This is a genomic window from Wohlfahrtiimonas sp. XWW7, from assembly GCF_056716055.1.
Genome location: NZ_CP168032.1, coordinates 793,891 through 818,511, shown reverse-complemented (window position 1 = coordinate 818,511; position 24,621 = coordinate 793,891). Strand labels below are relative to the sequence as shown.

Sequence of the window (24,621 nt, the reverse complement as noted above, 5' to 3'; positions counted from 1 at the left end):
TCTTTTATATATACATAGAAAGCTGATGAATGCCTGTTGTCTCTTTTAAACCAAACATCAAATTCATACATTGCACAGCTTGACCACTTGCACCTTTAATCAGATTATCAATCGCCGAAACCACAATCACTTTCTGGCGCGCTTCATCCACACGAATACCAACTTCGCATAAGTTACTATTTTTAACGTGAGAAATTTGCGGCAGCTCATTCACAACACGAACAAAAGGCTCATCCTTATACATTGCTATGTATTGCTGATAAACCTCAGCTTCTGTCATACGTTCTGTAATATCTAAATAAATTGTTGATAAAATTCCACGATTAATCGGTAATAAATGTGGCGTAAACGTCACATCCACTTCTTGATGCAATAACTTTGACATCTCTTGTGAAATTTCTGGCGTATGACGATGAGAGAACAAACCATAAGCCTTAAAGTTTTCATTCAGTTCAGCAAATAGTAATTCAATTTTCTCGCTGCGACCTGCTCCGCTCACACCAGATTTTGCATCCACAATCACAGATGGCTTCACTAAACCTGTTTTCAATAGTGGCGCAACACCTAAAATTGCAGATGTTGGATAACAACCTGGGCATGCAACAATATTGGCCGCCTTAATTTCTTCACGATATAACTCTGGCATACCATAAACAGCTTGCTGATTGATCGTTGGATCTTCATGCTTGGTTTTGTACCATTTCTCGAAAACCTCTTCATCATCAAAACGGAAATCCGCGCCTAAATCGATGACTTTGACACTTGCATCCACGGCCTTTTTCGCCAATGGTTCAGACAAACCATGTGGCAATGCCAAAAATAACAAATCAATCGATGATAATCGCTCTTCAACCTGTTCTAAATTAATTAATCGCTTATCAAAAAAAGACTCGTAGTTTCGGTAAACTTCCGAGAATTGTTTAGCACTGTGGCTGTGTGATGCGACAAAATTAATAACAACATTAGGGTGCTGATGCAATAACCAAACTAATTGTTGCCCAGCATAACCTGTAGCACCAATGATTCCGACTGAAATTGTTTTCTGTGACATATTTTCCTCCTTGAACTTAATAATGTAGCAAGGATTACTAGCTTTAAGAATAGCTAAAAGAACTTTTTTAAATAAAAGCAAAATAAAAAGTGTTATATGATAAAAACTCGTTTTTAATCGTGGAACAAATATGAAGAGAAAACTCATTCTAGCGTCACTTTTATCGTCTTTATATGCAGTGCAAAGCAGTTATGCACTTGAACTACCCAATGAAGTCACGTTAAATTACACTGGTCCTTACGGCATTCCAGCCACAATGAAATTCACTCATAACAACAGCGATTATGCCATTGATACAACTGTTGCGATCCCATTTAACAAAATGCAATTCAGCATTAAAGGTAAAATTCAAAACAATCAATTAATGCCAACGGAATACACTGTTTACAGAAGTGGTAAAGCTTATTCTTCTGCACTCATTGATTACAATAAAAACACCATTACATACGGTAAATTGCCAAAGCGCACAGAAGATAAGCTGATTCAAAATACACAAGATTTATTTTCTGTTGCTTGGCAAATGAGCATGAATCAAGGTTTACCCAATAAAAATACACAAACAACTGATGGCAAAAGAATTTATCAACTGCCTGAATTGAAACAGTCTCAATCTATTGAGCATCGCATCAATGGCAAAAAAGAGAACTCCATTTATTTTAAAGGTGGCGAAGGTGATCGCCGATTAGAAATAGGCTTAGCAACTGCACAGCATTTTGTGCCTTCTGTAATCGTTTATTATGATAAAGGTACGCGCTATGAACTCACACTCAGAAAAGCCACTGTAAAACATCAATAACCTACAAAAAAAGCCATTTTTGATAACAAAAATGGCTTTAACTTTAATGATCACTCTATATAGTTAGCATTATTATGATGGTGTATAGTAATAATGTCCTTCAATACCTAATGGCAAACCTAAACCCCACCAGATCAATAAGAAGATAATCCATGAAATTAAGAATGCGATTGTGTAAGGAATCATAATAGAAATCAGAGTACCAATCCCTGTAGATTTCACATAACGCTGACAGTAAACCACAACCAATGCAAAGTATGTCATCAATGGTGAGATAATATTCGTCGTTGAATCACCCACACGATAAGCAGCTTGCGTTAATTCAGGCGCAATCCCTAAGTGCATCAACATCGGTACTAAAATTGGAGATAACAATACCCATTTTGCAGATGCAGAACCAATGAATAAGTTAATGCTTGCGATGAAAAGAATAGCCAATACAACTGTTGTTTTTGGTCCAACATTCAAGCCTTGTAATGTTTCCGCACCTGCTAATGCGATCAAGCGGCCCAACCCTGATTGTGAAAATGCTTCGATAAAGAACGCACAGAAAAACATCATGATTAAGAAACTACTCATGTCACGCATATTTTCTGTTAATGACGTAATAATATCATCCGCTTTTTTGTAATAGCCCACTAAAAAGCCATACACAATACCAGGAATGATAAATGTGATGAAAATGATTGCAACGATCGATTTCATCAATGGTGCGCCCGCGCTTGTTAATGAACCTTCGTGTCTTAATAATGAGTCTGTTGGATATGCCCACACAACAAATACGGCCAACACTGCCATCATTACAAATGATGAAATCCAAAAAGCACGACTTTCTTTCGCCGTTACCGCTTTGTGTTCTCCCGCCGCTTGCCTTACAACTTGACCTGATGCATCTGTATCAGTACCATGACTACCTTCGATCTGAGCATCATCATCAATTTTTACGCGCTGTAAACGTGGTTCAACGATTTTATCTGTCACAAACCAGCCCACTGCCATTAAGAAAAACACTGAAGCACTACCAAATGCCCAGTTAGATAATACATTCACTGTATACTCTGGATCCACGATGCGTGCAGCGGATTGAGTGATACCTTGCAATAAAATATCATTCGTTGCTGGAATCATGTTCGCAGAGAACCCCGCTGAAACACCTGCAAATGCGGCTGCAATACCAGCCACAGGATGACGACCTGCGGCATAAAATAAAATACCACCAATTGGAATCACTACAATGTAACCAGCATCTGCCGCAAAATGGCTCAACATTGCAACAAATAGAACCATCGGTGTTAATAATTTTTTAGGTGTAATGTTCAATAATTTTTGTAGTGCAACATTCACATAACCTGTACGCTCAGCAATGCCAATCCCCAACATACCAACAACAACAACGCCCAACGGCGCAAATGTTACAAATATGCGTACAAAATCAGTTAAAAAATATAATAATTTCTCGCCAGACAACAAGTTATAAACTTTCTCTGTTTGTACAACTGATTCACCACTAGAATTGGTCAATGTAAAAGAAAAATCCATATATGATAATGGCCAAGAAATCACCATGATCAACAACATTGAATAGAAAAATAGTAATGCTGGCGCTGGTAATTTGTTACCAACCCATTCGATTCCGTTCAGGAATTTATTGATCAATCCTTTTGATTGATCATTCACTTGCGGCTGTTCACTCATGTTATACATCCTTTATTTTTTAAATAACTCTCTAATCTTACTAAAAAGCTACATATTTATCCTCTTTATTGAACTCATAATGTATTTATATTTGAGTTACATAAAACAAAAATCAAAATAAATTCATTTATATCATTCAATTAATGATTTTAAAATATGCATTAATTTCTGGTAGGATTATCAGCTCGACAACCACTTGATAACCATTGATCCCGAATCAATTGTGCTTGCACACAGCTCCACTGAATGGATCCTGTAGGATTTGCATCTTTGGGTGCTAATGCCAAAATAGCCTGATCAGTGCCAACAGTCATTGATTGATTCGCTGTTTCGTTCGGCACAACAGAACCTGCATAAACTTTATCGTTAAAATAGATCACAATATTGGTGACATTTGCACTGGAACTTTTAGTTGTGCCATCTGCACCTAAACGCAATCCTACGCCAGATACTGCCTGCCCTGTAATTGTACTGGCTTGTCCTAAACCTATATCAGCATTATTAGATGGCCATGTGCCCGTCGTTGAGTAATATTCAACAATCGCCGCTTTTGCCATGCTAGCTATAGATACACCTTCCGCAACATACGTGCGCTTTGTATAGTCTTGATAAGCTAGCAACGCAAATATAGATAAGATGCCTATGATGGCAACCACGATCATCAATTCAATTAATGTAAATCCCTTCTGTAACATTTTTACCCTATTTTCTCTTCTAAATTGCTGTTATATCAACAGATGCGGAATAGGATAATAAAATTTTCAAAAAAATGTTTGACAAACTTTCCTCAACATATATAATGCCAATCCTTAATTCCTCGATAGCTCAGTTGGTAGTAGCACTTGACTGTTAATCAAGGGGTCCCTGGTTCGAGCCCAGGTCGAGGAGCCAAGTTTTCAAGCCTAGCATAGCTAGGTTTTTTTTTGCCCAAAATATAGCAAGGTATCATTTATATGCAATCAATCACCATCAATGGATACAAACTGCATTACCTTCAAACTGGTTCTACAAACCAAACACCTATATTAATCATCGGCAGCGCACTGTATTACCCAAAACTATTTAAAGATGCTGCAAAATATTATAAGCACCTCCTCACATTTATCTCCTAATCAACCTGTGATCATTATGAAATATTTCATCACTTTCATTCTTTTATTCAGTAGCTTTTATACGGCTCACAGCGAAAATATTCGCAACATTAAAGTAGGCTACAGTGATACTCTAAATATCACCAAAGAAGCCACAAATATGGTGTGTTTTGGCTTTGAAGCGGATCATCCTAACAATCATTGTAAATCAGAGTATGTAGAAGCTGAAGTGATGTGGGATCAACTCATGAATAATGAAATCCAAGTCGCATTAATGCCCGAAGAGATTCTCATCGCTAATCAAAAAAAACGATCCCAGCCACTGATTATCGCCCCGCTATATCAACAATATTTATTACTCATTGGCAATCATGATATCTCCATAGAATCAGTACAAGGATTTCGTGATCGTACAATTGGTGTCACAGATTGGGCAACCAAAGAACACCGCGCAAAACCTTTAAGCCGCGCACTTGGATTACAAGAAAATGAGATTTATTTCCCCATTGTCAATACAAGAGAGCAGCTATCGGATCTATTTTGCAGCTTTGGCATCGATGGCATCATGATCATGTCTAATCCTTCTAGCCCTTTAGCACGCGAATTAACCACAAGCTGTAATGGTCAAATTCGATCATTCACAGAACGTCAAATTCAAAAGGTAATGAAAAGCAGTTTAGGACTTTATCCTGCAACCATTCCTAAAGAGATGTTTTGGCGCGTCGATGAAGATATAAAAACATTACGTTCACGTGTATTTTTAGTCATCAACCCGCAAAAGAAGGTTGCCACCAATATTTTAGCCAGCTTAGAACACATCAAAGATGAAATTGATCTAACCACAATGCGCACCAATATCACGAGGGAATCCATATTAGAGACATATGACATTAATCCCATTAAACTACACGACGAAGGCCAAGCATTGATCGATGCTTTACGCGTCGATCAAGCCGTAACCGCAGACTCTATCGCGTTATAAATCTCTAAACAGAAATCTGGAGATTCAACACTCATCGGCAGTACATTGGTTTCGCTGCGCAACCATGTACGCTGTCTTTTAGCATATTGGCGCGTTGCAATAATGGCTCGTTCTATTGCTTCATCTTTTGTCATCAACCCATCCAAATAATCCCAAATTTGGCGATAACCTACAGCGCGCTGTGATGGATAATCACCATTTAATTCAGGGTATTTTGCTTTCAGCTGCTCTACTTCTGCAATAAAGCCATCATCAATCATTTGATGAAAGCGTTTTGCCATAGCATTATTGGCGCGCTGAATATCTTGGTATGTTAATGCAAATTTCAGATAGGGATATTCCAAAGCTTCTTTCGATGGCATTTTCCAGAAATCATTCAATGTTTGCCCTGAACTTAACACTACTTCTAGCGCACGTAGAATGCGCTGAGTATCCGCTGGTGCTAATCGCTCAGCACTGATCGGATCAAGCTGCTGTAGCTCACGATATAAAGGCTCAATACCTTCAGTGTGATGGCGAGCAATCACCGCTTCTCTAATTTCAGGTTTCACTTCTGGAATCGGTGAAATCCCTTCAATCAGAGATTTCATATATAAAAATGTACCACCCACAATCACAGGCATTTTACCTAATGCGCGCGCTTTTTCTATCTCTGCGCGAGCATCTTGCCTAAATTGCTCCGCAGAATATCTTTCCATTGGTGACAAGATATCCACAAGTGCATGTGGATAACTTGTGAGTATCTCTTTACTTGGCTTTGCCGTACCGATATCCATATCACGATAAATCAGCGCGGAATCACATGAAATTAAATGACACGGGAAATGATCTGCTAAATAGAGCGCAGTATCCGTTTTGCCCGATGCTGTCGGTCCCATCAAGAAAATAACTGGAAAATTTGGCATAATACTCACTTTGATTATCAATTGGCTCTATTATCTCTCATGGCTCGTTACTGGACAACTCTTAAAGATTTACACAATGCAAAAATTATCCACAATACAGAAGAATTATCTTCCGTTGCCGAGCATTTTCAGATTAGAGTTTCACCCGCGATGCAAGCCGCATTAAAAAATAATGAAAAAGATCCAATTTATCAACAATTCATCCCTTCCATACATGAATCAATTATTTTGGATGATGAAGTGGGCGACCCAATTGGCGACATTCCTTATACGCCCGTAACTGGCATTGTGCATCGTTATCAAGATCGCGCTTTATTGAAAGTGACGCAATTATGCGCTGTATATTGCCGCTTCTGCTTTCGTAAAGAGATGATTGGTCAATATGGCGAATCACTCAGTAAAGATGAGCTCAACGATGCATTTCACTACATTGAAACACATCCTGAATTGTGGGAAATCATTTTAACGGGCGGTGATCCACTCATTCTTTCTGTGAATCGATTAACGGATATTCTGCATCGCTTAGCTGATATTGAGCACATTCAAAATATCCGCATTCATACTAGAATTCCCGTCGTTTCACCTGAAATGATTACGGAAGATTTATTAGCATTATTCAGTGCCATTCAAGATAAAGGCAAAACCATCACGATTGTAATTCACGCCAATCATGCCAATGAATTAACCGATGAAGTTGCTGTGACCATGAAGCAATTACAGAGAAATGGCATTATGCTGATTTCTCAATCTGTGATGCTTCAAGGTATTAATGATGATTTTGAAACGCTTGCAAATCTCATGCGTAGATTCATTGCTGTTAGCATTAAACCTTATTATTTACATCAATTGGATTTTGCACGCGGTACGAGCCATTTCCGCGTGGAAGAAGAGAAAGCAGTTGCGTTAATCCGTGAGTTACGCTTGAAGCTATCTGGCATTTGTGTGCCTGTTTTGATTCAAGAGATTCCTCACGGCAAAAAACCGCTCTTTTAAAATTACGCCAAAATCTGATTCAATAAAGCACGGGCTTCACTAGCAATCTTTTGATAGTGGACAATACGCTTAAATGTTGTACCACCGCATTGGTGCCACAAAATACCTGAACGAACGCCCGCCAAGAGCAATGTACGAATCATCGATGCATTGCGCTCGCTTGATAAGAAAGATTGATCAGTACCTTTCACGTAAATGCGTGGTGTTAATTTACTGATGGTTTGCGTATAGAGATCTGCCAATGCCATTTGAATGTTATCGTGCATCATAGGAAAATGCACCAAGCGCCCACTGATATTATCAATACCACTACCCATAATATTCAAATATGATGGATTATTTAGCAGGCGCTTTTGCAATTTCAGCATCGCGGTAAAATAGTACACAGTTTCTTTAGATAAACTATTTGTACTGGATAAAGCCGTCAACCCTAAAGCCAAGTTCTGAAGCCCGTCATAAACATCTGTAATATTTTCAGGATCTGTGGCAAAAATACTATTCACTAAGCCTTTTGCATCTTTTTCAGAATATTCCTGTAATTTTGCAAAACGATCCACCAAAATTGCACATTGCATCACGCCTGCCAATGCAATTGTTTGTCCTCTTAAATCATTTGTCATACACTACCTAAAAAAATTTCATCAATGATTAATACCATACATTATGGCATAGACAAATAAAAAATCCGTTACCAATGCAACGGCAATTTTTACAGTGGAAGCAGAATTAATTAACTAATGAATCGTTTCACTTGGCTTGGCGGATAGATCAGCGCTAGAGGTTGTTAAACCAACTTCTTCACGTGAAACCAATTCTAATTTGAGCGCACCAACATCACTATAAGCAACCGCTTGTCTTGTAATGCCATATTCATCACTCAAGACACCCACAAAACTTGCGGCCTCTTTAATCGCTTGGCTTGCATAACGATTTTCAACACCTGCAATCATCGCACCTTCTTCAGTGCGCAATGCCTCAATATCAATCATTAATGCTAAATAGATTTCTTTCAAATTCGCCATGTTTTGTTCATAGCTTTGGCGCTCTAAACCCTCTGCCATCAGATATTCAGGAACTTTTTTAAGAATAATATCCAACATTTCCGTCAGCTTTTGCTGAAAATTTGGCTGAGCCATTCTAATAAAAACAGCACTATTATCTGGTGATGGAACAAAACGAATGCCCTTATCACTGAAAAATACAAAAGATCCTACAGGATTATCTGCGCCATAAATTTCTAATAACTTAGGAGATTCTTCTGACAAAGCACGGCAAACTGCATCATGACTGATCTCATAACAAGCACCCAATCCTTTCAACGCTTTTTGCACATTTTTCTTTTTCATCGGGCACTCCTCATTATTATCATGACAACTCATCAAAACATCATATTCAATTATGAATAAAAGGCAATGTATGTGTAATTTTTATCGCTTCGTCGGAAATAGTCACGCCATAAACCAGCGGCTTAACACCATTAGTAATCGCCTCTTCAAATGCAACAGCATAAGCAGAATCAATTTCACTGGCAATGCGAACTCCTTCAATGCCAGATAAGTTCACACAATATAAGATATAAGCTTCAATATTATCCGCTTGCACATTCGACAATTCACGTAAATGCTTAGCGCCCCGCGTTGTCACTGCATCTGGAAATGCTGCTATATCAGTATCGTCAAAACCTAAAGTTACACTTTTAACTTCCAAGTAAACTGTACGATTCTCATATTCCAAATAGAAATCTATTTTAGAATTCTCCTCGCCATATTTCACTTCTCGCTTTAATTTTGTGAAACCTGCTAATTCCGCAATCACACCATCACGTAATGCTTCCTCCACCAAAGTATTCGCCAAGTGCGTATTGATGCATGCTAAACGGCCTTGTGGTGTTGCGGACAATGTCCAACTACCTTTTGTTTTGCGCGCGGGATCAGAAGATGGCTCGTACCAAATCTCGCCGTTTGGCACCATGCAATTCATCATAGAGCCAGTATTGGCACAGTGAATCGTAATTTCATCACCATTTTCTGTGACTATATCAGCCAAAAAGCGCTTATAGCGCTTAATGAGGGTTGCTTTCTGTAAAGGGGTTTTGAATTCCATAATTACTGATTAAAGCACTCTTTCTGTTTTTCGATGATTTGATAAATGCTGTTTTTCGCAAATTTTAACATTTGTGAAAACTCTTCTTCAGAGAACGCAGCTTCTTCAGCTGTTGCTTGAATCTCAATAAAGCGACCTTCTGCATTCATCACAACATTCATGTCTGTTTCTGCTTCAGAATCTTCAATGTACTCCAAATCAGCAATCACATTGCCTTTGTGAATACCAACAGAGATCGCAGCAATGTTAGAGATAATTGGGTTTTCAGTCAAAACACCTTCTTTCATCAATTTATCAATGGCTATTTGCAATGCCAAAAAGCTGCCTGAAATTGCTGTTGTGCGTGTACCACCATCTGCTTGGATAACATCACAGTCAATCGTTAAAGTATTTTCACCTAATTTTTCTAAGTTCACAGCAGCACGCAATGAACGGCCGATTAAACGCTGAATCTCTTGCGTACGACCAGATTGCTTACCTTTTGCTGCTTCACGTTGCATTCTTGAATGTGTCGAGCGTGGTAACATACCATATTCCGCTGTGATCCAGCCACGGCCTTCACCGCGCATAAATGAAGGTACTCGATTCTCAAATGAAACTGTACACAAGACCTTGGTTTCACCAAAGCACGCTAAAACTGAACCTTCTGCATGTTTTGTATAATGAGGAATGAATTCGATTTTACGCATTTCATCAAATGCACGTTCAGATGGACGCATTAAATATCCTTTATTTTCAAGACGAAGAAAGACTAGCCATATTATAAATTATTATGGCAAAAGTGATGCTGACTCAGCTAATCTTTTAAATGATTGAATCTATGGTGTTAAAAAATTAACGACCACGGAAAACGATACGTGCTTTACTTAAATCGTATGGTGTCAATTCAACACGTACTTTATCGCCAGTCAAAATACGAATAAAGTTTTTACGCATTTTACCTGACAAGTGAGCTGTCACAACGTGACCGTTCTCTAATTCTACTTTAAATGTTGTATATGGAAGCGTTTCAATAACCGTTCCTTCCATTTCAATATGATCTTCTTTAGACATAATTTCCCATTCATAAAGATTTCAATGAAAAAAGCCTTAAGATGATCTTAAGGCTAAATTTGGTCGGGATAGCAGGATTTGAACCTACGACCCCTTGCACCCCATGCAAGTGCGCTACCAGACTGCGCCATACCCCGTTTCGAGCGAGTATTATACAGTTTCTATACAGTTTTGCAATCGAGAGCTACTTTGCTTCTTCGAACATTGGCGCTTTAACTGGCGTATTTACAGTGTCTTCATACAAGCCACCACCCAATGCAGTATAAAGAGAAATACCATTCATAATTTTCTCTTGATAAGTACTCAACAGCCCTGTTCTCGCTTGGAAATGTGAGCGCTGTGCATCCAATACGTTCAAATAACTAGCAATACCGTTATCATATAGCAACTGGGCTAAACGCAAACTTTCACGCGTAGTTGATACCAACTTGATCTGTGCGCCTAATTGTCTTTGCAATGGTTTTTCAGACTGCAAACCATTTGCAACATTCATAAATGCTGTCTGAATTGCTTTTTCATATGAAGCGATGCTCGATTCTTTACGCACTTGCGTTAAATCATAGTTAGACTTGATTTTACCCCAGTTGAAAATTGGAATAGAAATCGAAGGTGCAAAGTTCCAAGTTTGCGTTGGCCCTTTGAATAAATCAGAGAAATCTGTTGAGATTGAACCCACTGTTGATGTCAATGAAATACTTGGGAAGAATGCTGCACGTGCCGCACCAATATCTGCATTAGAAGACATTAACAAGTATTCTGCAGCCATGACATCTGGATGAGCTAGCAATACTTCTGAAGGTAAGCCCGCTGGTAATTTTCCTAAAATCTTCTGGCTACTAATTGCATAGCCTTTTGAGCTTGGCTTGATCGCTTTACCCACAACCAAATCCAACGCATTATTTAACTGAATCACCGCCCTTTCTGCTGTTGCCACTGCAACTTTAGACGAATACAACTGAGCTTCTGCTTGTGCTAGATCTAGATCATTCGCAATACCAGCTTCCACTTGCTGTTTAACTAACTGATAAGAATCATTATAAGTACGTGTTGTAATGCGCGCTAAATTGAGTTGTTCTTCCGCTGTTCTTAATTGAATATAACTACGTGCAACCTGCGCAACTAATGCAATATGAGCACTTTTCTGCCCTTCTACACTTGCAAGATATTTATTTTGTGCAGAATCACTTAAAGAAGCGAATTTACCAAAGAAATCTAATTCAAATGCAGAAATTCCACCACCAACTTGATAGCCTTTAGAATAATTTGGCTGCCCTGTCATTGGATTAGTTGCCTGACGAGAATGCGAATAACCGCCTTGCGCATTAATGCCTGGTAAACGATCACTGATCGTGATGCCATACGCTAAACGCGCTTGTTCAACATTCAGCATCGCAATTCTTAAATCACGATTATTATTCAATGCTGCTGTAATGTATTCTTGCAAACGAGGATCTTTGAAGTATTGCTTCCATCCAATCTCAGAAGCTTTAACTTTTAAATTAGCAACCTTAGCTGGCTCGCCTGGAAAACTATTTTCTACTGGTAAAGGTGGACGCTGGTAATCAGGCGCCATTGAACAAGCGCTTAATACCGCCGTCAATACCACATAAAGAGGTAATTTTTTCATAAAGTTTTTAACTCCAAAGTTAAAATTTAAACCAATTCGCTGCTAAATTTTCAAGCCCAAAATTATAACAATGAGCCTAAAAATAAAACAGCTAGTTTACATTAAATTGACAACCTTGTTGTCAATAATTTTCAAAACCATAATCTGTTGGATCAAATGTTACAGCGACACCTTCTTTTACTAATTTATTCACTGCATGCTTATTATCTGGCATTTTAATGCGTTTTGTGCGCATCACAGCAGCTTTAACAGAATCATCAAAAGGCTGAAAACCACTATATTTAGATTTCTTATCATCTATTTTAGTAATATTTCCTTGTTGATCAACATAAAATACTACTGTTGCTGTATAGCCTATCATTTCTGCGCCAGTTACCCAATTATCATAAAGCGCTTGCTGTAATGCACCCACAAAGCTTGCATTACCTAGATATGCATTTGCAATTCTATCATTTTCAGCCGCCTGTGCTTTTGCCTTAGCATCGGCTTCAGCCTTGGCTTTTGCTGCCGCAGCTTTTTTCGCCTCTTCTGCTTTGAGTTTTTCCTCAGCTGCTTTCTTATCTGCAATACGTTTCTTTTCCGCCGCTTCCGCAGCTTCCGCAGCTTCTTTCTGTTTTTGAATCTCTTCTTGCTTTTGTTTCTCTTTTTTCTCTTCAGCTAATTTCTTCTGACGAGCCTCTTCCTCTTTTTTCTTTTTCTCTTCCGCTATACGTTTCTCTTCTGCTTTACGTTTTTCATCAGCCTTGCGTTTTTCTTCCGCTATACGTCTTTCTTCTGCTTTACGCTTTTCATCAGCCTTGCGTTTCTCTTCTGCTATACGCTTCTCTTCTGCAATACGTTTTATCTCCGCAACCTTCCTTTCTTCTTCAAGTCTTTTTTCCTCAAGCTTATCTCTAAATGCAAATTTCTTGAAGTCATAATCTTCACTAGTTGGCTCAGATTTTGCCACTACATGCTCAGCAACTGAATTAAGTTCATTCGCGATTACTGGCTGAATAAAATCTGGCATATCTCTTTCAACTTTTTTATCAGCAACCAAACCAGGAAGACCAACAAAACTCATAACTTGCTTGGGCTCATAGATAATAAAAATTACCACTATTAATACAAATAGTCCTGTCAATACAGAGCTAATTATATTTGCCAAAAGATTTCTTTTTGGATCTGCCATAGATACTTATTCACCCTGCGGAGTGGTTAATTGAACTTTACGACCTGTAATTTTCCCAAGACGTCCCATTATATTCACTAAACTACCATATGGGGCAGCAGCATCAGCTTGTACAAAAACTTGCACATTTCCATTTCTCATTATTAAATTTTGCACAGATGAAGCAAGCTCTGCTTCTGTAAGAGCTTGCGTTGGATCGTCACTTTCACTTAAAAAATAACGACCTTCCTTATCTACAGAAACCATGACATATTCATCAATAACTTCTTCATAGCTGCTATCTGATTCCATTTCAGGAGCATTAATTTCAACACCGATAGGAATCGTTGTTGCAGTAACCATAAAGATTGTCAACAACACAAACATCACGTCCACATAAGGGACAATGTTCATCTCAGCCTGCAAGCCTTTGCCACCTTTTCTACGTGATCGACGCATTATTGCGCTCCATTTTGACGTTGTAATTGCATTTGACCATATTGGCGCGCCAAAATATTCGCAAACTCTTCAATGAATACATCGTAATGATCTGAAATTTTTTGAATCGTATTCACAAACGAGTTATAAACCATTACTGATGGGATCGCTACTAATAAGCCCAATGCTGTCGCAATCAATGCTTCTGCAATTCCTGGTGCAACCTGCGCTAATGTGACTTGCTTCACAGCACCTAATGCAACAAATGAATTCATAACACCAATCACCGTACCAAATAGACCAAAATATGGCGCAACAGAACCTGATGTTGCCAACCATGACAATGATTTATGTAGCGTATTCTCTTCACGCTGCGCACTTGCTTCCATTGCACGACGAATATTTTCCACCACAAATTCTGGAGAAAACACAGGCGTTGTACGCAAACGATTAAATTCGTGAAAACCTGACACAAAAATATACTCCATACCTTCCGTATATTTTTTCTGACTTGCCATGTTGTACAGCTCTTGAATATCAGTACCCGACCAAAATTTACTTTCAAACTTTTTAGCATCACGCAACGCTAACTTTAACAAAATCCATTTGCGCCAAGCGATAAAACTCACAGAAATCAACATTAATACAAGTAATAACATTACGATCTGCACAATGATATTCGCTTCGACTACTAACGTCCAAAGACTCAATTGTGAATGTGCGTTCATGATTTTTCCTATGAAAATAACGGGGGTAAAGGTACAGGACGACGACTTTCAGTATTCAGGCATACCAATTCCACTAAACCTGATACTAATAGCTCTTCATCACGATAAATTAACTGCTGAAAATAGACTCGCGTTGCTGTGAGTTTTGTAATCGTTGTTTCTACAATCAAATCATCACACAAATGCGCAGGCTTTTTATAATCAACTTGAATGCTTTTAACAACGAACATTTTATATTCTGTATTCGCGTATTCATTCAAATTAATGCCTCTAGAGAACATCCACTCAGTTCGTGCTCGTTCCATAAAATTTAAATAAGTTGAATGATAAACAACGCCGCCTGCATCTGTATCTTCATAATAAACACGTATAGGCAAGCGAAATACTGATAACTTTTGTTCTTCCATTAGTGATTGATTCCATCTAATTTAGCCAAAGTAATGGCGGCATTATAACAGTGGATTTGTAAATAATTCGCATTAACACTTATATTTTTTCTTCCGAATGCAAAAAAACCTAGCTAGGCTAGGTTTTCTTTGTTTTGGCTCCTCGACCTGGGCTCGAACCAGGGACCCCTTGATTAACAGTCAAGTGCTACTACCAACTGAGCTATCGAGGAATTAAGGATTCGTATTATATACACCAGAAACAGATTGTCAAACTTTTACATGATCAATTATTGATCATCACAAGGTTTTACTTCCAATCGCTCCAAAACTTTGCCGTCATACGGTAAAACTGTGAACTTATAATTATCAATCACAACTTCTTCATTAACATTGGGAAGTAAGCCAAACTGCGTCATCACAAGTCCGCTGATCGTTTCAACCTCATCTTTATCAAAACTTGTACCAAATCGATCATTGAATTCCTCAAGAGACATTTTAGCGTCAATGACATAATGATTCTCATCCACTTGATGCACTTCAGGTTCTAATTCAGGCTCTGCAATATCATGCTCATCGTCTATTTCACCGACAATTTGTTCCAAGATATCTTCAATGGTCACCAAACCTGACACTGCACCATATTCATCCACAACCAAAGCCATGTGTGAATGACGTTCGCGAAACTCATTCAACTGTGCAATGACGTATTTGCCTTCAGGCACATAATCAACGGAACGCAATAAAGATAGTTTGCTAATGGTCGGATCTTGCATGATCTTTAATAGATCTTTTGTTAACAATACGCCTTGAAATTCTTCATGATCTTCAGATAAAACTGGGATTCGAGAATGTCCTGACTGTATAATTTTTTCTAGAGATTCATCAAAAGGATCATCGATAGCGATCGATGTCATGTGCGCGCGTGGCACCATAATATCTCTAACAGTTAGAGTTTGAGATGAAAGAACCGAGCGAATCATACCTACTGCACTTGGGTCAATTTGCCCTTCTTTTTGCAATAGTGAAAGCTCTGTATTCCAATCATTTAAAGTGACGTTTTTACGTTCTAATCCAAATCGAGATAACCAACTCTTTCGGCTCGGCGAAGGATCATCTGACATAATTTTTATTTTTCCCTCAAAGTGATAAAATTATCCAAGTTTAAACATAGCTATCTAAAAAGTTAAAGTTTTAAATGCCTTTTCTCTTTAAACTAGTCTAGTATAGCAAGCAATTATTCTCAGCAAAACTAATTCAACCACTTCATACTTTAACCATGAAATTTAATTTTAAAAAACGCACTATTGGATCAAGAATTAACGCAGCAATGCGCTATTTCCTACGTCTAGTCATCTATATGATTGTGGGCGGCGCATTTTTAATGATCCCCATTTTCTTCTATTTTCTTGTCAAAACCAATCAAGAGCTCGGCACTCAATTCGAGGATCGCAGCTGGGCAGTTCCTGCACGAGTTTATGCTCGTCCATTAGAACTTTATGTTGACAAGCCTATTAAAAAAGAAGATTTGTTATTAGAGTTGCAAATGCTCAACTATAAAAAAACAAATCAGCTGAATCAGCCAGGCACATATCGCGAACAAGAAAATGCAATTGAAATCTATCTTCGTGAATTTACTTATAGCGATGGATTAGCGCCAGCACAAAAAATTCAAATTAGCATCAATAAAAATAAAGTTACCGCTCTGAAAAGTGCACAACAAGATGAAAAAATCAGTTTAATCCGTGTTGAGCCTTTACACATTGCATCCATCTATCCTGTGCATAATGAAGACCGTATCCTTTTACAGCGCGAAGAAATCCCACAATTATTGGTGGATACATTATTAGCAATGGAAGATCGCCAGTTTTACGATCATATGGGGATTAATCCTAAAGCAATCATGCGTGCAATGGTTGCAAATATGAAAGCTGGCCGTAAAGAACAAGGTGGTTCAACACTCACCCAGCAACTTGTTAAGAACTATTTCTTAACACCTGCACAAACCTATGAACGTAAAATCCAAGAGATGTTTTATGCCTTAATCATCGACTGGCGTTATCCTAAAGATGATGTTCTAGAAGCATATATGAATGAAATCTATTTAGGTCAAGATGGTTCTCGTGCAATTCATGGCTTTGGCTTGGCAAGTGAATTCTTCTTTGGCAAACCTGTGGATGAGCTGAGTATCAATAATATTGCAACATTAGTGGGCATTATTCCAAGTCCATCCGCCTATAATCCTCGTAATCGTCCAGAAACAGCATTAAAGCGCCGTAATCTTGTCTTAGATGTTATGGCAAAGCAAAATTTAATTTCTGTTGAGGAAGTTGAAGAGCTTAAAAAGCGACCTTTAGATGTATTAGAAAAAGCGCCATCGGGCATCACAAAATATCCTGCATTTATTGATCTTGTCACTAAACAAATCAAAGAACTTTATGCAAGTGAAGCATTAACAAGTGATGGTTTAAAAGTATTCACGACTTTAGATCCAATCGTTCAAACTTATGCTGAAAAAGCCGTCATTGAAACATTGCCTGTGATTGAAAAAACACGTGGCGTTAAAGATATCAATGCTGCAATCATTATCAGCCAAAATAATACTGGCGAAGTAGAAGCATTAGTCGGTGATCGACAAGTGCGCCAAGCAGGATTTAACCGCGCATTAAGCGCGAAACGTCAAATTGGTTCACTCATCAAACCCTTTATCTATCTGCGCGCTTTAGAAGAACCACAGCGTTTTTCTTTAGCAACATTATTGGATGATCAAACGCCTTTTAGCATGAATACTGGCGGTAAAAAATGGTCGCCCAACAACTATGACAGAAGATTACATGGATGGATTCCATTAATAACTTCATTGACAAAATCATACAACATTCCAACCATTCGCTTAGGTTTAGATGTCGGTGTTGATAATGTATTAGACACATTGTACCGCTTAGGATTGCCTACGGATTACCATTATCCTTCTGTGCCTTCTTCGTTATTAGGTGCTGTGGATATGACTGTTTTTGATGTCACTCAGTTATATTCAACATTTGCAAATGATGGTTACTACATTCCTTTGAAATCTATCCGAGAAGTCACACAGCAAGATGGCACTGTATTGGCTCAAAACTTAGTAGAACCTAAACAAGTGATCTACCCTGGCCCTAATTACCTCATCACAAAAGCAATGCAAAATGTTGTCGATGCTGGTACAGGCGGCGGTGTTCGTCGTGCAGGCATTAGAACAAAGGTTGCAGGCAAGACAGGGACAACCAATGATTATCATGATGCTTGGTTTGCAGGTTTCTCAGGTGATCGCACAGCCGTTGCTTGGGTAGGTAAAGATGACAATACCCGCATGGGGCGCGTCGGTGGTGCAACAGGTGGATTACCAGTTTGGGCAGCAGCAATGAAGCCATTAATATTGGAAGATATCAGTGGTAAAGCACCAAAAGACATTGTTAATGTCCGCATTAATATGTCAACAGGCTTACCGCCACCCAATTATGCATGCCCAGGTATAAAAGTCAGAACATTACCATTCATACGAGGTTATCAACCTACTTATCCTGGTGATTGTGAATTCTTCCCACCTGACACTGAATTTAATTTCAGTGAGGACTTTGAACCATTTAACTTTGAAGGTTTCGAATAATTCTAAAAACGAGTAGCGAATGTGTCTACTCGTTTTATATATTTTATGATAAATTAATGGCACTGACTTTTACGTCTAACCAAACTTTTAACATATCGTTATACGGGAATAACTATAGTGAGAACTACTACACTTCTAATATTAGCTCTACTCGTCATTAGCGGATGTACCTCGCGCACAGATGGTGGCGCAAGAGTTCGTCCTTTACCTAATCAACCTGTAACGCCAGCACTTCCTAATGGCATTCCATTGGATGATGGCACGAGCCAAAATACCAATGCTGCGGCACAATCTGGCGAAGTACAATTCCCAGCATATTCTGGGCAACCTGAATTTCCAGCGGACAACAATGCAAGCTTCCCTGCTTTTCCAAATGGCTCGCAACAAGGTAACTTCGCACAGAATACTTCAACTGCCCCAATGATTCCTGGTCGTGACAATACTTCTACAGCAGTAAATACTGCCGCGAATACTTATCAAGCATCACAAAACCAAGCAAGCGCAGTACAATCTTTACTAGACGAAGCAAATACTGCGGTTAAAGCTAATCAATTAGAGAGAGCTGCCACTGCATTAAATCGTGCTGTAAGATTAGAACCTAACAATGCAAGTATTTGGTATGATCTTGCACAAATCCGCCTACATCAAGGCAAATATGAGCAGTCTGAACAATTGGCAAAAAAATCTATTGATTTTGCTAAAGGTAACCAAGACCTCATGAACAAAAACTGGCGTGTTATCTCATCTGCGCGTAAAGCTCGTGGAGATACAGCAGGTTCAGACGAAGCGATGAGGAACGCACAATAAGTCTCATCAATGATCACTCAAAAACACCCAAATATCATTTCCTACTCATCATCTGATGAGTAGGCTCTGCTTTGCATCCTATGATATTTTTTTCGAATTTAATTTTGGTTATAAATACTGAGGAATAACAGTACTAATACAAATCAATGCGTTAACAACCAATACTAATTTTAAATGTAACGTACATTGTATTAAAAATAAGTAAGGAGTGATCTCTGTCAACTCCTCACTATTTAGGGCCTGGAGAACACAATGAAACGCATGTTAATTAATGCGAGCCAACCTGAAGAGACGCGTGTCGCTTTAGTAGATGGTCAACGCCTATATGATTTAGATATTGAAAATGCCACCAATATCCAAAAAAAAGCAAATATCTACAAAGGTATCATCACTCGTATTGAACCATCACTAGAAGCTTGTTTCGTAGACTATGGTGCGGAGCGTCATGGCTTTTTATCTTTTAAAGAAGTTTCCAAAGAATACTACTCAGATGCTGCAAAATCTATGCAAAAACCGTCCATCAAAGATGCGTTGACGGAAGGCATGGAAGTTATCATTCAAGTTGAAAAGGAAGAGCGCGGCAACAAAGGCGCAGCTTTAACAACAATGATTACATTGGCTGGTCGTTATTTAGTATTGATGCCAAACAATCCAAAATCTGGTGGTGTTTCACGCCGTATTGAGGGTCAAGAACGCGTTGCCATCCGTGAAGCCATGAGCCATTTAACGATTCCTGATGAAATGGGCGTAATCGTTCGCACAGCAGGTTTAGGCCGTACAGCGGAAGAATTACAATGGGACTTGGATTATTTGATGACGCTTTGGCGCTCAATCAAAACAGCATCCACAGAAAAAGCACCGTTCTTGATCTATCAAGAAAGCAACATCATTATCCGTGCATTACGTGATTACTATCGCAATGATATTGGTGAAATCTTAATTGACAACCCTGAAATTTATGAAGAAGCAGCCTTATTTGTGAGTAGAACAATGCCACAAATTCGCTCTAAGATTAAATTATACGAAGATCAAATTCCTTTATTCACACGTTATCAAATCGAGAACCAAATTCAATCAGCTTACCAACGTGAAGTGAAATTACCTTCAGGCGGTGCGTTAGTGATCGATTATACAGAAGCTTTGGTTTCTATCGATATCAACTCAGGCCGTGCAACACGCGGTGCTGACATTGAAGAAACAGCATTCAATACCAATGTTGAAGCTGCTGAGGAAATTGCGCGCCAATTAAAATTGCGTGACTTAGGTGGTTTGATCGTGATCGACTTCATCGATATGCTCGAATCGGATCACCAACGCCAAGTGGAAAAAGCCTTCCATGAAGCATTGTCATTGGATCGTGCTCGCATTCAAACAGGCCATATTTCTCGATTTGGCTTATTAGAAATGTCACGTCAGCGTTTGCGCCCTTCCCTAGATGAAACAACGCACATTGTATGTCCACGATGTTCAGGTCACGGCACAATTCGTAATATCAAATCATTGGCATTAGAAGTATTGCGTTTGGTTGAAGAAGAAGCGTTAAAAGAGCGTACAGGCGAAATTATCGTTCAATTACCTGTCGATGTTTCGATCTTCTTATTAAATGAAAAACGAGAAGATGTTTCGGACATTGAGAAACGCTTAAATGTTCGCGTTGTGATGATTCCTAATCAAGAATTAGAAACGCCACATTTTGAGATTACACGCTATCGTACAGATCAAACTTCATTCACCAATAAAGTGAGTAATGATCACAACACAACCGTTAAACCTACGGAAGAAGAACTTGTTAATCAAGCTTATAATCCAGCAAAACCACAGAAAAATATCCCTGTTGTAAGCAACATGGTACCAGCAACACCACCACCTGTGACAGAAGTGAAAGCTGCTGAACCACAACCAACGCCATCTTTATGGTCAATGTTAGTGAACTGGTTTAAATCTTTGTTAACACCTGCTGAAACTCAGCCATCAGAAGAGGAAACAAAGACAAAAGCACAGCCAAAACAACGTCAGCGCTCTAATAATCGCCGTCGTAATAATCGCCGTGTAACGACACGTGCAAATTCACCAGAACATAATGAAATTGCAACTGTTGAACGTGTTTCAGAAAGTCGCTCTGATGTATCTAAAACAGATAAATCAGATAAAAATGAACGTAAGAATGTTTCTGATAAACAAAATGATGAATCTCGTGATAATAATAACGAAGCACCATCAAGATCTAGAAATCGTCGTTCACGCAACAAAAATAACAATGGCAATAATAATGCATCTCAAAACACTCAGAAAAATGAAAAATCTGATCATAAAAATGAGAGCACAGTTAAAGCCACAAACATTACGCCAAAACCAGATTCCGTAGAGGTTGAAGTTAATGGCGAGGTGCGTAAACGTAAAATTAGAAAAGGTCGTAAACGTATTTCAGAAGAAGAAATGAATGTTTTAAAAGGAACTATAGCAGTCGAAGCAGTAAAAGCAACAGAAGAAAAACCTGTAGAACTTTCTACTGCCAAGGATCAGGCAATCCCAGCAGAATCTATCGTTGAAACTCAACAGACTATGGAAACCGCTGTGCAAGCAGAAGAAATAGTCATTCAACATTCATCTGAAACTGAAAGTAAATCTTCTAAAAAACTTGAGAGTGCAACCATTAAAGTTGAATCAGAGAAAGTTGAAACGGTAGAAACAACACCAGCACCGCAAGCGCCAGTGGAACCAGAGCCAACATCAGCGGCAGATGAAATTGTGATTCAACAAAGTCCAACTGATGCTAAGGTGAACACACCTAAAGCTGATATGAAAGAAAAGGCTGTGATTGCACCACAACAAACCGTTACTGTGGAAGATGAAATTGTGATTAAACCGCAATTCATCACCACTAAAGATGAACCCGATGAACCTGAAGCGCGTAGCTTCAAAATCATCATCGAAGATGAAGAACCTAAAAAATAGATTCCGATAGAGTTTTAGGGATCTCACGAAAAAGCACAGAAGTCTGTGCTTTTTCTTTGCATAGAAACCATACATTTTTTCCGCTACAATAGAGCGTTATTCTTTTTATTATATAAGTAGGTCAATTGTGGATGCTTCGTTAACCATGTTAACCCCACATACTGTTCCGCTCATCAACAGAGAGCGCTCTATTCTTGCATTCCAAGAACGCGTATTGGCACAAGCAAAAAATAGCAACCTACCTTTATTAGAGCGCTTGAAATATATTGCCATTGTCTCATCCAATATTGATGAGTTTTTTGAAGTTCGCATGGCAAATATGCAAGAGCAAATTCAATCTGGCTTATCTCGTATAGAAAATCAAAGTGCAAGGGAATGGCGCTTAAGTATTCAAGCATATGCACTAAAAATCACACATGAACAACATCAAATTTTCTTTAATGATCTTCTACCAGAACTAAAAAAAGAACACATTACATTACTCAAAAAACATGAGTGGAGCTCAGAACAGCACGAATGGCTCTATCATCTTTTCACGCAAAATATGCTGCCTGTTTTCACGCCAATTGCGCTAGATCTTGCACATCCTTTTCCTCACATCACTAATAAATCTTTAAATTTTATTGTGGATTTAAAAGGCACTGATGCTTATGGTCGTAATATTGATACTGCAATTTTGCCTATTCCTGAAAATCTACCACATATCATCGAATTACCTTCACCGAATGGAAAAACACAACTCACAACCATTCAGTCCATCATTGAAGCCTTTGTCACCGATATTTTCCCGAGTCTTGAGATTTTAGGCTTGTATCAATTCAGAGTGACGCGAAATAGCCACCTTTATATCGATAAAGAAGAGTTAACCAATCTTCATCAAGCATTGCGTGGCGAGCTCAAGCAACGTGGCTTTGGCCATGCTGTACGATTAGAAATCAGCAATGATTGCCCAAAACATTTCATCGCATTATTGCTTAAAGAGTTTGAACTAGCTGCTGAAGATCTTTATTCATCAGAATATCACTTTGATTTCTCACAGATTCATAACATTTTAGAATACGTTGATCACAAGCCTCATCTGTTGTTTAGCCATATTGAACGCAATATCCCATTGCGTTGGCAAAATCGTACAAGTGCATTCAATGAAATTAATCAAAAAGATATTGTATTACATCACCCTTATGATCGATTTTTACCTGTGGTTGATTTCCTAAGAGAAGCCGCCGAAGATCCAGATGTCCGCGTCATTAGAATGACAGTTTACCGAATTGGCGATGATTCTGAATTAATGGAGTTGCTCGTCAATGCAGCACGCAAAGGCAAAGAAGTGAATGTTGTTGTTGAATTAATGGCTCGCTTTGATGAAGCCACTAATTTATCATGGGCATCTCGCTTAGAAGATGCGGGCATTAAAATTGTTTATGGCGTATTTGGCTATAAAACCCATGCCAAAATGCTCTTAGTAATTCGCGAAGAACTCAATCATTATGGTGAAAAATATCTTCGCCGTTATGCGCACATTGGCACAGGCAATTATCATCAAGGCAATGCAAGATTATATACAGATTTTAGTTTACTAACATCTCATAAAGAGATTACCGCTAGCATTTCTGAAATCTTTTTAAACTTATCGAGCCTTGCGAAAATTCCTACACTGTCAACAGTGTGGCAATCTCCTTTTAACTTCATTGATCGTCTATTAGAAGAAATCGACTTTGAAATTAACGAAGCCAATGCAGGTAGAAAAGGCCATATTATTGCCCGTATGAATGCATTAATGGAGCCTATCATCATCACCGCGTTATACAATGCATCACAAGCTGGTGTGCAAATTGACTTAATCGTGCGTGGTGCTTGTGCATTAAAACCTGGCATTTCAGGATTATCTGATAATATTCGTGTTCGCTCCATTGTGGGCAGATTTCTAGAGCATTCTCGCATTTACTACTTTCATCATGCAGGCCAAGAACATGCATATCTTTCAAGTGCAGATTGGATGAATCGCAACTTTTTTAGAAGAATCGAAATTGCTGTACCATTGTATGATAAAGACATTAAACAAAAGGTCATTGAAGAAGGTTTATTATGGTGCTTAGAAGACGAGACTGCATGGTGTTTAAATGGTGAAACAGGACATTATCACCAAGCACCTTGTATTAACCCCCAAACATCTGTTCAATATCGTTTAATTCAACAGCGCCTCAAATAGGACATG

The 24,621-nt window shown here is 38.6% G+C and carries 22 protein-coding genes and 3 tRNA genes; 8 read left to right on the top strand and 17 right to left on the bottom strand.

Translation table 11 applies throughout. The annotated features are described in order from the left end of the window. Positions 1–4: 4 nt before the first annotated feature. Positions 5–1,051, bottom strand: a complete 1,047-nt coding sequence (gene argC / locus ACA100_RS03950; protein WP_481078698.1) for an N-acetyl-gamma-glutamyl-phosphate reductase — start codon at positions 1,049–1,051, stop codon at positions 5–7. 130 nt (positions 1,052–1,181) lie between these two features. Between argC and ACA100_RS03945 the strand changes: the two genes are divergently transcribed. Continuing rightward, positions 1,182–1,847 (top strand): hypothetical protein, encoded by a 666-nt coding sequence (locus tag ACA100_RS03945; protein WP_481078697.1) that lies wholly within the window; start codon positions 1,182–1,184, stop codon positions 1,845–1,847. A gap of 72 nt (positions 1,848–1,919) precedes the next feature. On the opposite strand, the gene ACA100_RS03940 is transcribed toward ACA100_RS03945, so the two are convergent. Further along, positions 1,920–3,542 (bottom strand): AbgT family transporter, encoded by a 1,623-nt coding sequence (locus ACA100_RS03940; protein WP_481078696.1) that lies wholly within the window; start codon positions 3,540–3,542, stop codon positions 1,920–1,922. A 161-nt stretch (positions 3,543–3,703) separates the two neighbouring features. Continuing rightward, positions 3,704–4,237 (bottom strand): pilin, encoded by a 534-nt coding sequence (locus tag ACA100_RS03935; RefSeq protein WP_481078695.1) that lies wholly within the window; start codon positions 4,235–4,237, stop codon positions 3,704–3,706. Positions 4,238–4,356: 119 nt separating this feature from the next. On the opposite strand from ACA100_RS03935, the gene ACA100_RS03930 reads away from it, so the two are divergent. Beyond that, a tRNA-Asn gene (locus ACA100_RS03930) sits at positions 4,357–4,433 on the top strand. A gap of 237 nt (positions 4,434–4,670) precedes the next feature. Next, a complete protein-coding gene (locus ACA100_RS03925) occupies positions 4,671–5,615 on the top strand; it encodes a TAXI family TRAP transporter solute-binding subunit (RefSeq protein WP_481078694.1) in 945 nt (314 codons plus the stop codon). On the opposite strand, the gene miaA is transcribed toward ACA100_RS03925, so the two are convergent. Beyond that, positions 5,582–6,520, bottom strand: a complete 939-nt coding sequence (miaA, locus tag ACA100_RS03920) for a tRNA (adenosine(37)-N6)-dimethylallyltransferase MiaA (RefSeq protein WP_481078693.1) — start codon at positions 6,518–6,520, stop codon at positions 5,582–5,584. The two genes, ACA100_RS03925 and miaA, sit on opposite strands and share 34 nt — an antisense overlap. 39 nt (positions 6,521–6,559) lie before the next feature. Here miaA and ACA100_RS03915 point away from each other — a divergent pair, with 39 nt between their 5' ends. Then, positions 6,560–7,513, top strand: coding sequence for a KamA family radical SAM protein (locus ACA100_RS03915; protein WP_481078692.1), 954 nt, complete (start codon positions 6,560–6,562; stop codon positions 7,511–7,513). 2 nt (positions 7,514–7,515) lie between these two features. Here ACA100_RS03915 and ACA100_RS03910 read toward each other — a convergent pair whose 3' ends face one another. From ACA100_RS03910 to ACA100_RS03850, 13 genes are all read right to left on the bottom strand, one after another. After that, positions 7,516–8,133, bottom strand: a complete 618-nt coding sequence (locus ACA100_RS03910) for a lysogenization protein HflD (protein WP_481078691.1) — start codon at positions 8,131–8,133, stop codon at positions 7,516–7,518. Between the two features lie 114 nt (positions 8,134–8,247). Beyond that, entirely contained in the window at positions 8,248–8,859 is a 612-nt protein-coding gene (locus tag ACA100_RS03905; protein ID WP_481078690.1) for a hypothetical protein, read from the bottom strand. Positions 8,860–8,905: 46 nt separating this feature from the next. Continuing rightward, a complete protein-coding gene (gene sfsA, locus ACA100_RS03900) occupies positions 8,906–9,616 on the bottom strand; it encodes a DNA/RNA nuclease SfsA (protein WP_481078689.1) in 711 nt (236 codons plus the stop codon). Positions 9,617–9,618: 2 nt separating this feature from the next. After that, on the bottom strand, positions 9,619–10,335 hold the full coding sequence (gene rph, locus ACA100_RS03895) for a ribonuclease PH (protein WP_481078688.1): 717 nt from the start codon (positions 10,333–10,335) through the stop codon (positions 9,619–9,621). Between the two features lie 115 nt (positions 10,336–10,450). After that, positions 10,451–10,669: a translation initiation factor IF-1 gene (infA, locus tag ACA100_RS03890; RefSeq protein ID WP_077925738.1), complete on the bottom strand. Its 219-nt coding sequence runs from the start codon at positions 10,667–10,669 to the stop codon at positions 10,451–10,453. Between the two features lie 60 nt (positions 10,670–10,729). Next, positions 10,730–10,806, bottom strand: a tRNA-Pro gene (locus ACA100_RS03885). Between the two features lie 47 nt (positions 10,807–10,853). Beyond that, on the bottom strand, positions 10,854–12,296 hold the full coding sequence (locus ACA100_RS03880) for an efflux transporter outer membrane subunit (protein WP_481078687.1): 1,443 nt from the start codon (positions 12,294–12,296) through the stop codon (positions 10,854–10,856). 121 nt (positions 12,297–12,417) lie between these two features. Next, positions 12,418–13,359 (bottom strand): TonB C-terminal domain-containing protein, encoded by a 942-nt coding sequence (locus ACA100_RS03875; protein WP_481078686.1) that lies wholly within the window; start codon positions 13,357–13,359, stop codon positions 12,418–12,420. A 114-nt stretch (positions 13,360–13,473) separates the two neighbouring features. Continuing rightward, positions 13,474–13,905 (bottom strand): ExbD/TolR family protein, encoded by a 432-nt coding sequence (locus tag ACA100_RS03870; protein WP_481078685.1) that lies wholly within the window; start codon positions 13,903–13,905, stop codon positions 13,474–13,476. Beyond that, the gene (gene tolQ, locus ACA100_RS03865; RefSeq protein ID WP_481078684.1) at positions 13,905–14,612 is read right to left on the bottom strand and encodes a protein TolQ; all 708 of its coding nucleotides are present in this window, start codon (positions 14,610–14,612) and stop codon (positions 13,905–13,907) included. The genes ACA100_RS03870 and tolQ overlap by 1 nt, the downstream gene beginning before the upstream one ends. An 8-nt stretch (positions 14,613–14,620) precedes the next feature. Next, the gene (gene ybgC, locus ACA100_RS03860) at positions 14,621–15,019 is read right to left on the bottom strand and encodes a tol-pal system-associated acyl-CoA thioesterase (RefSeq protein ID WP_481078683.1); all 399 of its coding nucleotides are present in this window, start codon (positions 15,017–15,019) and stop codon (positions 14,621–14,623) included. A gap of 135 nt (positions 15,020–15,154) precedes the next feature. Further along, a tRNA-Asn gene (locus ACA100_RS03855) sits at positions 15,155–15,231 on the bottom strand. 57 nt (positions 15,232–15,288) lie between these two features. Further along, a complete protein-coding gene (locus ACA100_RS03850; RefSeq protein ID WP_481078682.1) occupies positions 15,289–16,122 on the bottom strand; it encodes a transporter associated domain-containing protein in 834 nt (277 codons plus the stop codon). 206 nt (positions 16,123–16,328) lie between these two features. On the opposite strand from ACA100_RS03850, the gene mrcB reads away from it, so the two are divergent. From mrcB to ppk1, 4 genes are all read left to right on the top strand, one after another. Then, positions 16,329–18,644 carry a penicillin-binding protein 1B gene (gene mrcB / locus ACA100_RS03845; RefSeq protein WP_481078681.1) on the top strand — a complete coding sequence of 772 codons (2,316 nt, stop codon included), beginning with the start codon at positions 16,329–16,331 and terminating at the stop codon, positions 18,642–18,644. A 117-nt stretch (positions 18,645–18,761) separates the two neighbouring features. Then, positions 18,762–19,451 carry a tetratricopeptide repeat protein gene (locus ACA100_RS03840; protein ID WP_481078680.1) on the top strand — a complete coding sequence of 230 codons (690 nt, stop codon included), beginning with the start codon at positions 18,762–18,764 and terminating at the stop codon, positions 19,449–19,451. 252 nt (positions 19,452–19,703) lie between these two features. Then, positions 19,704–22,406: an Rne/Rng family ribonuclease gene (locus tag ACA100_RS03835; RefSeq protein WP_481078679.1), complete on the top strand. Its 2,703-nt coding sequence runs from the start codon at positions 19,704–19,706 to the stop codon at positions 22,404–22,406. Positions 22,407–22,551: 145 nt separating this feature from the next. Beyond that, on the top strand, positions 22,552–24,615 hold the full coding sequence (gene ppk1, locus ACA100_RS03830; protein ID WP_481078678.1) for a polyphosphate kinase 1: 2,064 nt from the start codon (positions 22,552–22,554) through the stop codon (positions 24,613–24,615). Positions 24,616–24,621 lie beyond the last annotated feature (6 nt).